Source organism: Tianxiuia mixotrophica (assembly GCF_050596425.1).
GTDB lineage: Bacteria > Bacillota > Clostridia > Peptostreptococcales > Acidaminobacteraceae.
Map to the genome: position 1 here is coordinate 164,809 of NZ_CP192292.1, position 13,734 is coordinate 178,542.

General features: G+C 41.0%; 11 protein-coding genes. 8 read left to right on the forward strand and 3 right to left on the reverse strand.

The window, feature by feature from the left end; genetic code table 11:
- Window positions 1–19 precede the first annotated feature (19 nt).
- The 3 genes from ACQ4KW_RS00780 (at window position 20) to ACQ4KW_RS00790 (ending at window position 2,871) form a co-directional block, all read left to right on the forward strand.
- Window positions 20–1,075 (forward strand): mechanosensitive ion channel family protein, encoded by a 1,056-nt coding sequence (locus ACQ4KW_RS00780; RefSeq protein ID WP_430884651.1) that lies wholly within the window; start codon window positions 20–22, stop codon window positions 1,073–1,075.
- A gap of 31 nt (window positions 1,076–1,106) precedes the next feature.
- Window positions 1,107–1,964: a patatin-like phospholipase family protein gene (locus ACQ4KW_RS00785; protein ID WP_430884652.1), complete on the forward strand. Its 858-nt coding sequence runs from the start codon at window positions 1,107–1,109 to the stop codon at window positions 1,962–1,964.
- A 76-nt stretch (window positions 1,965–2,040) separates the two neighbouring features.
- Window positions 2,041–2,871 (forward strand): EamA family transporter, encoded by an 831-nt coding sequence (locus tag ACQ4KW_RS00790; RefSeq protein ID WP_430884653.1) that lies wholly within the window; start codon window positions 2,041–2,043, stop codon window positions 2,869–2,871.
- Between the two features lie 184 nt (window positions 2,872–3,055).
- On the opposite strand, the gene ACQ4KW_RS00795 is transcribed toward ACQ4KW_RS00790, so the two are convergent.
- The gene (locus tag ACQ4KW_RS00795; protein WP_430884654.1) at window positions 3,056–3,688 is read right to left on the reverse strand and encodes an acetate uptake transporter; all 633 of its coding nucleotides are present in this window, start codon (window positions 3,686–3,688) and stop codon (window positions 3,056–3,058) included.
- 358 nt (window positions 3,689–4,046) lie between these two features.
- On the opposite strand from ACQ4KW_RS00795, the gene ACQ4KW_RS00800 reads away from it, so the two are divergent.
- The 5 genes from ACQ4KW_RS00800 (at window position 4,047) to ACQ4KW_RS00820 (ending at window position 9,953) form a co-directional block, all read left to right on the forward strand.
- The gene (locus ACQ4KW_RS00800; RefSeq protein ID WP_430884655.1) at window positions 4,047–5,621 is read left to right on the forward strand and encodes a sensor domain-containing diguanylate cyclase; all 1,575 of its coding nucleotides are present in this window, start codon (window positions 4,047–4,049) and stop codon (window positions 5,619–5,621) included.
- Window positions 5,622–5,850: 229 nt separating this feature from the next.
- Window positions 5,851–6,450 carry a TetR/AcrR family transcriptional regulator gene (locus ACQ4KW_RS00805; RefSeq protein WP_430884656.1) on the forward strand — a complete coding sequence of 200 codons (600 nt, stop codon included), beginning with the start codon at window positions 5,851–5,853 and terminating at the stop codon, window positions 6,448–6,450.
- 431 nt (window positions 6,451–6,881) lie between these two features.
- On the forward strand, window positions 6,882–7,826 hold the full coding sequence (locus ACQ4KW_RS00810) for an ATP-binding cassette domain-containing protein (protein ID WP_430884657.1): 945 nt from the start codon (window positions 6,882–6,884) through the stop codon (window positions 7,824–7,826).
- Entirely contained in the window at window positions 7,816–9,129 is a 1,314-nt protein-coding gene (locus ACQ4KW_RS00815) for an ABC transporter permease subunit (protein ID WP_430884658.1), read from the forward strand. Before ACQ4KW_RS00810 ends, ACQ4KW_RS00815 begins: the two co-directional genes overlap by 11 nt.
- 137 nt (window positions 9,130–9,266) lie before the next feature.
- Window positions 9,267–9,953 (forward strand): DUF554 domain-containing protein, encoded by a 687-nt coding sequence (locus ACQ4KW_RS00820; RefSeq protein ID WP_430884659.1) that lies wholly within the window; start codon window positions 9,267–9,269, stop codon window positions 9,951–9,953.
- A gap of 225 nt (window positions 9,954–10,178) precedes the next feature.
- Here the strand turns inward: ACQ4KW_RS00820 and ACQ4KW_RS00825 are convergent, their stop codons facing one another.
- Both ACQ4KW_RS00825 and ACQ4KW_RS00830 read right to left on the reverse strand, forming a co-directional pair.
- A complete protein-coding gene (locus ACQ4KW_RS00825; RefSeq protein ID WP_430884660.1) occupies window positions 10,179–12,149 on the reverse strand; it encodes a methyl-accepting chemotaxis protein in 1,971 nt (656 codons plus the stop codon).
- A 410-nt stretch (window positions 12,150–12,559) separates the two neighbouring features.
- Window positions 12,560–13,726, reverse strand: a complete 1,167-nt coding sequence (locus ACQ4KW_RS00830) for a YibE/F family protein (protein WP_430884661.1) — start codon at window positions 13,724–13,726, stop codon at window positions 12,560–12,562.
- Between the last annotated feature and the right edge of the window lie 8 nt (window positions 13,727–13,734).

Sequence of the window (13,734 nt, forward strand, 5' to 3'; positions counted from 1 at the left end):
TACACGCAGGAGGCCAAGCATGAATCATTTTTACACAAGTGCCATTGTATTTTTTGCTGTGTTTTTGCTCACAAACCCCGTGCTACATATAGTTTACGCAGGGATTGAGCGGATAACAAGAAGAACAAAAACAGATATTGACGATGCGCTTGTTGATCTGACAAGAAAGCCCGTTCGTTTTTTGATAAAAGGCGTTTCTCTACTCATGACCTTCAATATGATTGTTCTAGGGTCTAATTTGAAGCCAGCTATTTCTGACCCACTTAGGGCAGGATCAGCCAATATTATTAAGTCCATCATTATTATCACAGTATGTTGGGTTTTTTCAAGGCTGACCTCACGCATAGACCACTTGATTGCAGAGTTTAAAATGCTTTTCCAAGTGGAACTAAACTACTTGGTGGCCCCTTTTGTGTCTAAAATGCTCAATATATTGGTTTGGGCTATAGGTGCCCTAATGATTGCATCTGAGTTCAATTTCGATGTGACAGGTTTTGTGGCCTCCCTTGGTTTGACAGGCTTAGCTGTGGCTCTTGCCGGAAAGAGCATGATGGGCAACTTATTTGGTGGGTTTGCCATTATTGGAGATAAGACATTTGATATAGGTGACTGGATTGTTGCTGATGGCGTAGAAGGGACGGTTGAAAACATAAGCATGTGGTCAACTAAAGTGAGGACCTTTGACAAGGGACTTGTAACGGTTCCCAATGAACTTCTGGCAGGCAGCAAGATTCTAAACTATTCAAAACGTGACCAGAGACGTGTGTCCTTTAATTTAGGTGTCACTTATGACACGCCAAAGGACAAGGTCAACAAGGTGGTTGAGCGCATTAGGGCCATGTTGCTTGAACACGAAAAAGTATCTGATGACTTAATTATTGTGAACTTTGAAAACTTTGGCGCATCAGCCCTTGAAATCAAGGTCTATTATTTTACAAAGACATCTATTTGGCTGGAGTATTTGGAAATTCGTGAAGATGTGAACCTTCTAATTATGGATATTTTAGATGAAGAGGGTGTTGAAGTGGCCTTCCCAAGTATGACCATTTATAAGCCCACACTGGCATCCGAGTAAGACATGTGTATTTTGTAAAAGAGGTGGAAAGATGGAGAAAACAGCGCTTATCTTAGAAGGTGGCGGCTTTAGGGGACTTTTTACATCTGGGGTCCTGGATTATTTTCTCGAGAATCAAATACGGTTTCCCTATGTGATTGGCGTGTCAATGGGGGCTTGTAACGGAGCTTCCTATATTTCCAATCAACATGGACGAAACAAAATTGTCAACATGGGTTTTGTCAATGACAAGCGGTACATGAGTTATAGAAGACTATTTCTAAAAGGTGAACTCTTTGGCATGGATTTTGTTTTTCGAACTGTTCCAAATGGGATTGTGCCCTATGATTTTGAGGCATATGAAAACTCCGATCAAGTTTTTAAGATTGTCGTGACTGATATAGAAAAAGGCAAGCCCATTTATCTGAATAAGCCCTTAGGCATGGATTTGATGGACGCCCTCCAGGCTTCTGCCAGCTTGCCCTTTATATCAAAACCCGTTGAAATTGATGGAAGACTTTGCCTAGATGGTGGTATTTCTGATTCCATTCCCATTCGTAAGGCCCTAGAGGACGGATATGACAAGTTTGTCATCATCCTAACCCAGCCGCGAGATTTTGTAAAAGAATCCACAAAGGCCACTAAATTGGCGGGAGCGGTCTACAGGAAATATCCAGAGTTAAAACAACTTCTGAGTGATCGCCACAACAACTATAATAAGGCTCGGAGTCTGATTTTTGACTTAGAGAAAGAGGGAAAAGCCCTGGTGATTGAACCTAGGGAGAAGATTCCCGCAGGCCGTATAGAAAAGAATGAAGCCGTCCTTCAAGCCTCATTTGATATGGGCTATGAGGAGGCCAAGACCAGTAAAGACAGGTTGTTTGAATTTTTACAGATTCATAATACTTGAAAGATCAACAAAACCATTCGTGAACCGAAATAATTTGATATAATAATCATGGTGTTTTCAAAAAAAGGGGGATATCATGATTTTTTTAATTTTTGCAACGTTATGCAGTGCATCTATCGCACTGGTTTTCAAGTTTTCAGAGGGGCGAAAGCTCAATCGTTATGCTGTAACAAGCGTGAACTACATGGCTGCAATACTCGTTTCCATCATAATGGTATTGGCTGATAACACAGGTTTTTCCACCTGGCGGGCTGGTCTTGCAGTGGGGGTTCCAGCAGGGGTATGTTTCTTCTTAGCCTTTGTGTACTATCAGTTAAGTGTTAGGGATTCTGGTGCAGGCCTTGCGGGTATGTTCGGCAAGCTTGGCATTTTAATGCCCATGATCCTATCGCTGATTTTATGGAAAGAGTATCCCACTGTGATTCAAGGTGTGGGCATACTACTGGCTATTTGTGCCATATTGGTTGTAAGTTTTAGGGGGAATGTCAAACAAGGGACCTTTCATGTGGCCCTGCTTCTCTTATTCCTGTTTGGAGGTATGTCTGAGTTTTCCAACAAACTTTTTCAAAAATTCGGTTCATCTTCAGAAAAGGCTTACTTCCTGCTTATTGTTTTCTCAGTGGCATTTTTAGTGAGTTTGACCATGACCTTTAGGCATGGAAAGATGCCCACACGTAAGGATGTATTGACAGGTATTTGTGTGGGCATACCCAATATGTTTTCATCGTTTTTTTTGATTCGCTCACTGGATTTTCTACCAACAGCCGTTGTGTTTCCAGTATACAGCGCTGGGTCGATGGCTCTCATTTTAATATTTAGTCGACTCATTTACAGTGAAAAGCTCGATGCTAGGAGCTATACTGCTGTGGCCATGACCATCTTGGCCTTGATCTTGATTAATATGTAATGAGACAAAGAAGATCTTGAAAACTGCATATCTATACATTTGAAATTAAAAAAAGGTGCTCGCTTTAACCAGCGAGCACCTTTTGCTTTTTTGATTTAATCAATTGAATAAACTGACCAGGACTGGTCAATCTCACATCCTCATGAGTGGTATTTACTGTGTAATAATAGCCATTAATAATTGATTATGCTGCTTTTTTCACTGCCACTGGTGCCTTCTTGAAAATGCCAAAAGGCTTGCCTAGTGGTAGGAACTCTCTACCAAATGTTGCATTTAGAACATTTGCTGCTGAGCCGTAAAAACCAACCATAGCGATTGCGAATTCACTGTAAGCGGCCAGTTCGTGACCAAAGTGGCTTCCACCAAGAACGCTCATGCTTAGTCCAAGGAAAAGGAAATCAATTAGTACGAAAATAATAAATAAGACCTTGTTTGTCTCCATTGAACCAATTGTCATGTAGACTGAAAAAATCAGGTAACCGACAAATGCAAAGCCTAGTTGTTTTGGATCAACGGCCGCTGCCATTGATTCACCAAAGACACCGTGCTGGATCATCCATGACATAGCTACGGCAAACCAGAACATAGAGTAGCCACCGAAAGCTGTTGTGCCAAATACGTTTCCTTTTTGAGCATCCTTAAGACATGCAAATAGCTGTGCAAAAGCGCCTAAGAAAATTGCCCAAGGAATAATAAACGAAGTCCCCGATGTGAGTCCAAGCTTTTGGCTTGAAGCCACCAGCGTAACCATTGCAAGGCCAAATAGACCTAGAGCTGATGGGTCAGCTGTATAAATTTTTCTCTCATTTGTATTCATAGTTGTCCTCCTAATGTAAATACTCACACCATCGTATATTATTCCATCTGATTGTAAAAGTCAACGGTTTATGATGTTTATATTTTAGGCGGTTTGTATGGTGTTATATTTTTACATTGAAGGCACGGTGACCTTTATGATTTTCTTAGTTTAGGTGCTTGTAAAATGACAGATCAGAAGTAATACCTTGAAAATATTTATTTATGGTATAAAGCGAAGGAATACGCCCAATATTGCAGGATAGAGGGGGATTAAAAAGGGAGAAGGGCAAATATTTAGGTGTAAGGCTTAGAATGGTACTTTTAAAACACGGCAATTTTTTATAAAATGAAGCTAATAATGTGTATATGGGGGCAAAATGGAACGCAGTCGGGTTTATAAGAGAAAACGATCAGGTCATAAAAAAATGACAAGGCGCATTTGGCGCAAGGATCGACATGAAGGACAGAAAAAAACAATTGAATATATGAAGGAACTCGGCAAGCGGGGGCACTGGGTTCACGTACCAAGAAATGAATCAGGCAAACTTACTGAGTGTACGCTAAAAAACCAGCTCAAATTGACGCAAGATATTATGGACACTATTCCTATGCCAATTTTCATGAAGAATCTTGAAGGCGAGTTCAAAAATTGCAACAAGGCTTTTCTAAACATACTGGGGCTTGAAATGGATGAAGTCATTGGAAAAAAAGCCAGTGAGCTGGGAGATCCTGTGGATGCCGATAAATATGTTAAAACAGATGAAGAACTTATTCGGTCTGGCGGGGTGGCAGCATATGAGACATATGTGTCCCACCAGTCAAGTGAAAAGTACTTGTGCCAGCTTCGTAAGGCCCTTCTAAATGATATGGGGAATCAGCCTATTGGCATAGTGGGGACACTCCAAAATATAACTGAGGATAGGAAAAAAAGCACACACATTGAAAAGTTGCTTCGGCTAAAAGATGCCATGATGGAAATTACGCATGCCATTATGGACAATAGAGATGAGGAAGACCTATTCCACCTCATTCTTGACAAGGGGCTTAAAACGCTTGATAAGGCCGATCATGGGACCATTCTCATGCGAGATGAAAGCGGACTCTTTAAACCAGTGGCATGGCGAGGCTATGCGTCAGACAGTATAAAGGATTTTGAGCTCAACCTAGAGAAATCATTTGTATGGCGTGCCACGTCTGGATCTATGAAAAAGTCAGTGCTTATTAATGATTTGTCCATCTATTTCAATGATACAGTTCCTGAAATGGCCGATTCCAGCACAGGTGTTCAAATTCATGCCAGCCTTTGTTCTCCTATAATTGTAGAGGGTGAAGTGATTGGACTTATGAACCTTGATTCTACAATAAAACATGCATTTAGCGATTCGGACTTAACCTTGTCTGAATATATGCGAGAACAGCTTGAAATTGCACTAACCAAAAGAAAACTCTATGACAGGGCCGTTTTTCTATCGAGACATGATGAGTTGACCGGTCTTTATAATCGAAGATTTTTTGAAGAATATGCCCACGGTGTCTTGAAAAGGTCAAGACGCTATAGGGAAAGATTCTGTTTGGCGGTTATAGATTTAAATGGTCTTAAGTCAATCAATGACACTTACGGACACCAGTGTGGAGACGAGATCATTCATTTGTTTTCAACCATATTACGAGGGTCCTTTAGGGAGTCAGATATACTTGGACGCTACGGTGGCGACGAGTTTGTTGGAATTTTTCTTGAAACAGACAAGGCCCAACTAAAAATACGACTTAACCATGTTATAAACCAGCTTGATCAAAAGCATTTTGATTATGAGGGCAAAAAAATAAAATGCAGTTTTAGTTATGGTGTGGCTTCATTTCCCGAAGATGGTGATTCCTATAACAAGTTGGTTAGTGTTGCTGATAAAAATATGTATGCCTTTAAGAAAAATGTGAAGACACAATCCTCTTAAATTTTAAGTGAAGCCAGAATTTCATATACAACCAGTTGTCTTTGTCGCAAGCTTATGTGGTATGACAACTGGTTTTTAGGTTTTTGAGGCAAGTGGCGAATGAAACACTCTTCATAATTGCTGTGTCCCTGGATGTATGCTGAAAAGGGGCATTTGACTTTTTTCTGCAGAAGGAATATGATGGTTGTGACCAAAAGTCTAATTTGGTCACAGAAAAGGAGTTCATGTTATGCCAAAAGGGTTTACGCAAGCTGAAAAGGAACAAATACAAAGGGACTTGCTCCTAAAGGGGAAGGCTCTCATTATAGAAAATGGCTTTAAGAAGACAAGTGTTTCCTCAATAACCAAGGCTGTCGGTATTGCCAAAGGGTCATTTTATATGTTTTATGAGAGCAAGGAGGAGCTTTTTATAGATATACTTGAAGACATTGAAAGCCGAATCCAGGCAGAAATGCTGAGGGAAATAGAAGACAGCTTTCTTCCTGCGGATGCCTTGCTTAAGAACTTATTAAAGTCAAGGCTGCGCAGTGTTATGGAGGATGAAATTCTTGCCATGACCTTGAACACAGACTTAATACAGGACGTGTGGAGCAAGTTGCCTGAAAAGAGGCAAAAGGCCAATATAAAGCGAGATGAAGTCTTTTTAGAAGCCTTCCTTGAAAAAAGACCTGAGGCTTCTAAGATTTTTTCTCATGGGACAGAAAAATTGGCTGGCATTTTTAGGGGACTGTTCTTTTTAATAGTTCATAGAAGTGAAATTGGTGATGAATCTTTTGAGGCTGTTCTAGATTTCATGGTTGATGCAAGCGTAGACAAGCTTTTTAAATGAGCGACTAAAATATCATTTAAGAACCCTCTGTGTACTATATAGATATTTAAGGGTCAGCAATTATATATAGTACACAGAGGGCGTAAATCTGTAATTTTGAAAGCGCCTGAAATAGCTTTTAGGAGGGCGCTCCAAAATACTATAAAAAATAAAACGACCATAGTAAAAGCCGAGAAGGCTTTTTACTAGATCTCATTATGACCGAAAATTAAAAATGGTCACAAGTTGTGAAATATGCCCAGTCTACTCCCTGCAATTCAAGAGATAAGTCAGGGAATAAGGCAAGAAAGTGAGGTTAAAAGTTCGAGTTAGTGGACATGAGGTCAAAGGACATATGAAGTGACTGTGATGAATCGCTTAGGGTTTATGCGGACAAGTGCGAAGTGATGGGTAAGGTATAAGAAAGACTATGCTGAGAAAGGTGAGGTCTTATGGAAGCTATACAAATACATGGACTGACCAAGTACTATGGTGATATACGCGGTATCGAAAATTTGAGTTTGCAAGTGAAAGAGGGGGCATTTTTTGGTTTTATCGGTCCCAATGGGGCAGGTAAATCCACAACGATTCGAACCCTGCTTGGGCTCATCAAAGCCACATCAGGACAAGCTGAAATACTGGGCATGGATTTCATGAAAGATAGGGTCAAAATTATGAAAGACACGGGCTATCTCCCGAGCGAAGTCCAGTTATACGGTCACTTAAACGGGCGCGAACTCCTAGAGTATACGGCCAAATTCTATGGAAAGGTCGATCATAAACGTATCAAGACCCTGTCTGACTGGTTTGAGTTTGATCTTACCCGTCCCATTGATGACCTATCATTTGGCAACAAGAAGAAAATAGGCATTATACAGGCCCTCATACACCGTCCAAAATTACTGATTATGGATGAACCAACTGGTGGACTGGACCCCTTAATGCAGGCTCGTTTTTTTGAGCTTCTTAGGGAAGAAAACGACAAGGGTACGAGTATTTTCTTTTCTTCCCATACCCTCGGCGAGGTTCAGCGACACTGTAAAGAAGTGGCTGTAATACGGTCGGGAAGAATTCTAGAAGTATCCACAGTGGATAAACTCAGAGAGAAACAACTAAAAAAGGTTAGAATGCGACTTCAGGAGCGGGCAGATTTTAAAGAGGTTTTTTATGCTCAAATGAAAGAGGTCGGTGTTTATAACATAAAAGTGGAAAAAGACATATACACCTTTGACTTTGACGGGAATTACCAAGACCTCTTTAAAAATCTCTCTAAATGGGATGTTCGGGGCTTTACTATGGAAGAACCATCTCTGGAAGAAATATTCATGCATTATTACAATCAGAGTGGGGATGCGCCCAGACATTTAGTGGACAAGGCGGTGGACCATGAATCTTAACATATATCTGATGTCTTTAAGACAACACAAAAAAAGCACGGTTTTGTGGACGCTCACCCTAGCGCTTCTTATAGTGTTAGGGATGGCCTTTTATCCGCCAATATCTCAAAGTCTTTCTGAAATAGAAGTCATATTCGAAAATCCAATGATGAAAGGCATGTTGAACCTGTTTGCAGTTGGCCCAGATCAGCTGGGATCTCTCTCTGGATTTTATATGACTTATGCGTCTATATATGTCATTTTAATTGGGGGAATTTTCGCCATGATGACAGCTGTGTCAGACGTGGGTGGGGAGCTGAGAGACAAGACATTCGAGTATTTGCTGACAAAGCCAGTCAAGCGCTGGGAGGTCCTTGTATCAAAAACCTTGGCTATCTTAAGCAGAATCATGCTTGTGACGGTGGGGCTGTGCCTAACAACCCTTTTAAGCTTTGCGTTTTTTTCAAAAGACGCTCCCCTTCAGTACCACACGAGTGAATCCGCTCTTAAGAATGTAAGAAATGTCATTGAGGATAATCCACAAGGTGTACAATACATATGGACCCTTGATGATAAATTTTTCATGGGCTGGCTCGTAGATAAGGCTTATGCATCCTTACCTTCAAGAGAGAATGTGCAAGAGGATATTGAATTGGATGATGAGACAATAAGGACTGTTTTAAACAGACTTGAAAGGGATCCCTATGCATTTTTTGATGAAATTTTAGAAAATCCTAGTGAACATATGCAGTTATTTGGGATACCAGAGAATCAGCGGTCGGATTTTATTGAGGGTGTTAAAGAAACAAGGCAGGCATTTGACGACATGAAAGAGCGTTTTTATTCTGACCCCTCTTTCCTTGGCCAGATGTTTTCTTCTCAGCCAGAATACTTTTTAAGACAGATCAAGTCTTCCGAATCACTTGAAACCTTTAAAACTGTTTTTCCAAGCGCTCAAAAGGATATAGATGTCTTGGTTTCTCCCTATAAGGTGAAGGATATTTTAGTTTTTCACACGTATCTGTTCTTTTTTATGGTGGTTTTATCAGCGATGGGAGTCTGCTTGTCTGTTTGTCTGAAAAATCCAAAAAACATTGTAACAATAGGAACGGGTTTGGTTCTATTCCTCTACTTTTTAAGCACCATAATGAAGATTTCACAGACCACCAGCGCCTATGTCTGGATGACACCCTTTGGGTTAATAGATCAGGCTATGGGCAGGGCTATGTATAGGCTAAAAGCCTTTAATATTGGCCTTCTTACAGCAGAAGCCGTTTTTCTATTTGGCCTATCCATAGCCTTATTTGAAAAGAAGGATATTTAATGCCCTAAGTGTCAATCACCATATTCGTGTAAATGATTTTGGGTACTATTATATTTGGCAATCTGTTATACTATAACAAATTCATTTGGAAATAAATGATGACACAAAATTTCGAGAAAAACTAGAGGGGTGAATGTATGCTTGGTCCGGTGGTAAATGGGGTTGCCATACTTATAGGGTCTTTTGTGGGGCTTTTGCTCAGTCGTGGCATTAAGGAAAATACGAAAGAGACAATCATGCAAGGCATGAGTCTGGCGGTCATGATTATCGGTATTTCTGGGGCGCTTGAATCAGCTAATTTTTTAGTTGTGATTGGGTCAGTTGCAGTGGGTAGTTGGTTGGGTGAAATTATTGATATTCACAGCTGGTTAGAAGGTCTTGGCGGAAAGCTTGAAAAGCGATTTAGCCGTGGTGGCGGAGGCATATCAAAAGGCTTTGTCACGGGTACGGTTATATACTGTAGTGGAGCCATGGCCATCGTGGGCGCTATGGATAGCGGTTTAACAGGCAATCATCAAACCCTGTTCACAAAGTCCATACTGGATGGAATCACATCAATACTTTTCACATCGACTTTCGGCATTGGGGTGGCATTCTCAGCTGTGCCCGTCTTCCTTTATGAAGGTGCCATAGCCATGTTGTCTGTTGTGGTAAAGGACTTCTTAACAGAAGCTATGATTACAGATATGTCCTCTGTGGGTGGGCTCTTAATTCTAGCAATAGGTCTAAATATTTTGGGAGCGGCAAAAATTCGCGTTGCCAATATGCTTCCGGCGGTTTTTATGCCAGTGGCCGTTTACGCTCTTATGGGACTATTTATGTAGAGGGTATAGATGACATTATAAAAGCTGTTCAAATCACTAAAACGTGTGATTTGAACAGCTTTTTTATTTTAGGCGCTTACAAAACTACAGATTTATGTCCTCGTCATATCCTATATAGATATTTAAGAATAATAATTCTATATAGGGTATGGCAAGGGGGTTTGAATGATATTTTGCAAGTTGCTCATTTTACAAATGGCTAAATTGGATGAATGTAAAAGGGGTCTAGAGCCTAAATGCACTCGCAGAATCCGCAAGGGACTCAATCAAACCATTAAGCTGATGCATTGAAGAAACAATTTCTTCAATAGACGCTGTCATTTCCTCAACGGATGCACTCACCTCTTGTGTGGCCGCGGCAGACTGCTGGGCCACGACACTGACGTTTCCAATGGAGTCCACAACAAGATCCTTGGAATTTTCAACAGAATGCATGTCAGTGGATAAACCTTCCACCTGTGTTGTCACTGCACTCGATGAAGCACCAACACTGTCAAGAATATTGATTGTGCCCACCAGGTTTTCAGAAGTGGTTTCATTGATCTTCTGTGAAGCCTTCATGGATTTGTCTGCCTTGTCGATTAAATTTGCAATTTCTGCCATTCGTTCGCGGATTTCTTCAGTGGCTTCATTGGACTGTCCAGCCAGTTTTCGGACTTCGTCAGCCACAACGGCGAAACCGCGACCGTGTTCCCCTGCCCTTGCTGCTTCAATACTTGCGTTTAATGCGAGTAGGCTCGTTTGTTCCGATATGCTTTGAATGGTCTCAATAATTGAAGTGATAAATGATGATTTTTCAGACAGTTCATAAACCACCGCCACACTTTCCTGTGTCAGGTCCATATTTTCCTGATATAGAGTGGAAAACTGGGACACGGCTCTTTGTCCCTCATCATTTTGATGAGACATTTGAGTCGCTTGTTCCACACAGACCCTAAGTTTTTCGTTGATATTTTCAATCAGATCTGCCAAGTCGCTTGTAATATGAGATGTTTTAGAAGTCTCCTGGGCCTGGTCTGTTGCCCCTTCAGCCACAGAATTTATGGTTTGGGCAATGTCTTCGCTTGTATGGCCCATCTGCTCTGAAAGCGTCAAAATAGTGGATGATGAGTCCTTGGTTTGGCCTGCAATACGTTGAATTTCTTCGATAATGTTTTTCGTATTATTTTTCATGGTTTCAAAGCCCTTGGCAAGTTGACCAAACTCATCTGTACGCTTAAGGAGTTTGTCAGGCATATGGCCGCTCAGATCGCCCTTGGCAATGAGACCTGTTTGATCATTAAGCTGTAAAAGTGGTTTTGTAATGGATATTGAAAGGCCATAAGCTAGAATAAAGCCTATAATAGCAAAGCCCAGTAGAAGTCCAGCCATGCCGTTTCTTTGGCTTACAGCCACAGCAAAGGCTTCATGGGCTGGTGTTTGAACCACAAGTCCCCACCGGGTGTTTGGCATATATGTATAGGCGGCCAATTTCTCCTCATTGTCAAACAAGTACTCTGAAATACCAGTATTACCTGAAATCGCTTGAGCCACAGGCTCAACTTCTGATACATCGGTCATGTCTGTAATCAGGCTTGCATCTGGATGGGCAATGATTTTTCCGTTGCCTTCAACAATAAAGCCATACCCCGTTTCGCCAGTCACAACAGCTGAAGAAAGGGCGCTAAGTTCAGATAGGTCAATAGATGCACCTATAACGCCAACAATCTTGCCTGCTCTTTCGATAGGAGTTGCAAGCACGACAATTGGCATGCCTGTTGATCCAGAAATAATGACATCAGAAAAATATGTATTGCCGGAAAGGGCCTCAATGAAATAATCTCTGTCCCCGCGGTCACCGAGTGATCCTGATGTTTTATAGATTTGCATGCCAGAAGTGTCCATAACATAAATTTGGGAAATCATTGTGGTGTGTTCCACTGTTTTAAGGAGTGGATCTGCCATGGCGGAAGGATTCATCTGCTTGACACTGTCATAAGTGGAAAGGGTGATCATGGTTTCTGAAAGGTCCTGAGTCAGGGTTTCAAGCTGTCTTGAAAGAGAGCCTGCAAGTTGTCTGTTTTGAAAAAAGACAGCATCTTGCATGTGATTAAAAGTGTTAGATAGGTTGACCCCATTGGAAATAATGAGGGGTAAGAGTATTGCTGCGATTAAAAGTACTGTCAGCTTAAATTTCAAGCTTTTTGTGTGTTTCATAATAGCCTCCCATGAATGAGTTGAGTTGACGACACATCAAATCCTTAACACCTGTCTAAAACCCTGGGGTTTATAGGGACGCTTGTTAAGTTTTTGACTTGCCTAATCAGAAGATGTCGTGATCATTAATGGAGGTTGAGTCCTGCATAAAAGGCTTTTTTATGCAATCAATCCCTAGTGATACGATATTAGAAAATGTTAAACAATCTGTAATTATTTGATTTAATAATTATAACGTGGAAAAAAAGGCATCACAAGGGCGAAAAGTCACCTTTGTGAATATTTTCAAAAGTTGTGAGGTGATTTCTATGACTTTCATACTGAACTTTACAAGTTTTAAGCACAAAAAAACTGTACATGGATTATGTACAGTTTAGCTTGCCTTTGATGGAATTTTAAAGTCTTTACTTCTATATGTTTTCTGCCTGCATTTCTTCAGCATCAGGCTTAGACTTATAAAGCGACTCAAATGTTTGATCTTGACAGAGAAGCCAGCCGGCAATCAAAGCTGTAAGTGGAGCGACCAAAATTAGATTTGTGCTGCCAATAAGTGTACGCATAATTTCAGAAGCCACAATTTTAAGATTTAAGATGTGCGACAGTTTAGTGCTCTTTGTCATAAAGAGCATAAGCAGGGTTATAAAGCCACCAGAATAGGCTAGAAGAAGAGTCGTGGACATAGTACCAATTACATGTCTGCCTATTTTTATGCCTGAAAGAATGAGCTCTTTTCTTTCAATATCTGGTTTTTTAATTTTAATTTCCTCCATGGAAGCTGCCACGTCCATAGCGATGTCCATAGAGGCGCCGCTGGCACCAAGGAGTACGGCACCATAGAATATTTCACGCATGTTCAAGGATAGGTTGCCATTAAATATTAGGGCTTCTGCAAAGGGGAGAGTCATACCGTTGACTTTGAGTCCACTGCCAAAAATCACAGTCAGAATCACAGTAAATCCAAGTCCAAGCAAGGTGCCCAAAAATGCACTGACTCCCTTTCTTGTCAGACCTGCAACACTGAAAATTATTATGGCTGAAAGCAGAACAATAACCCAACTTATAAGGAAGATAGGTTCTTTGCCTTCAAGGAGGCCTCTTACCAGAACATCCCAAATAATCCACACACTTAAGATAAATGATATGAGGGATTTAATACCTATCATTCCAGCGTATCCAACAAGGAGACTCACAAAGAGTATTGCCATAATGCTCAACCATAAAGTCCGATCGTGCTCTAGTATTTTGCCTGCCATTATTTTATTGTCCTGAATTTTTACGCCAACAATGACCGCATCACCGACCTGGCAAGGTGTATCTATGTCAGCCTTTCCCATCAAATGATTCTTTATGCTTAGTCTCTGACCAGCCCAGTCTTTATCAGTGAAGGTCACATCCACAAACTGTGGGCCGTATGGCACAACACCAGTATGGATTAAGCCACTGTCATCAACGGAGACGACAGTGGCGTGAAGTTCAGTGATTTTTTGAGTTTGACCAGCCCTATTTTCGCCAGTGGACTGCATGAGAAGTCCGCTGGTTAAGACAAAGACGAAGACGATAAAAACATACCGTTTCATTTTGCCTC

Coding starts and splice junctions, on each gene's coding strand:
- ACQ4KW_RS00780 (WP_430884651.1), top strand. CDS start 20: ATGAATCATTTTTACACAAGTGCCATTGTATTTTTTGCTGTGTTTTTG.
- ACQ4KW_RS00785 (WP_430884652.1), top strand. CDS start 1,107: ATGGAGAAAACAGCGCTTATCTTAGAAGGTGGCGGCTTTAGGGGACTT.
- ACQ4KW_RS00790 (WP_430884653.1), top strand. CDS start 2,041: ATGATTTTTTTAATTTTTGCAACGTTATGCAGTGCATCTATCGCACTG.
- ACQ4KW_RS00795 (WP_430884654.1), bottom strand. CDS start 3,688: ATGAATACAAATGAGAGAAAAATTTATACAGCTGACCCATCAGCTCTA.
- ACQ4KW_RS00800 (WP_430884655.1), top strand. CDS start 4,047: ATGGAACGCAGTCGGGTTTATAAGAGAAAACGATCAGGTCATAAAAAA.
- ACQ4KW_RS00805 (WP_430884656.1), top strand. CDS start 5,851: ATGCCAAAAGGGTTTACGCAAGCTGAAAAGGAACAAATACAAAGGGAC.
- ACQ4KW_RS00810 (WP_430884657.1), top strand. CDS start 6,882: ATGGAAGCTATACAAATACATGGACTGACCAAGTACTATGGTGATATA.
- ACQ4KW_RS00815 (WP_430884658.1), top strand. CDS start 7,816: ATGAATCTTAACATATATCTGATGTCTTTAAGACAACACAAAAAAAGC.
- ACQ4KW_RS00820 (WP_430884659.1), top strand. CDS start 9,267: ATGCTTGGTCCGGTGGTAAATGGGGTTGCCATACTTATAGGGTCTTTT.
- ACQ4KW_RS00825 (WP_430884660.1), bottom strand. CDS start 12,149: ATGAAACACACAAAAAGCTTGAAATTTAAGCTGACAGTACTTTTAATC.
- ACQ4KW_RS00830 (WP_430884661.1), bottom strand. CDS start 13,726: ATGAAACGGTATGTTTTTATCGTCTTCGTCTTTGTCTTAACCAGCGGA.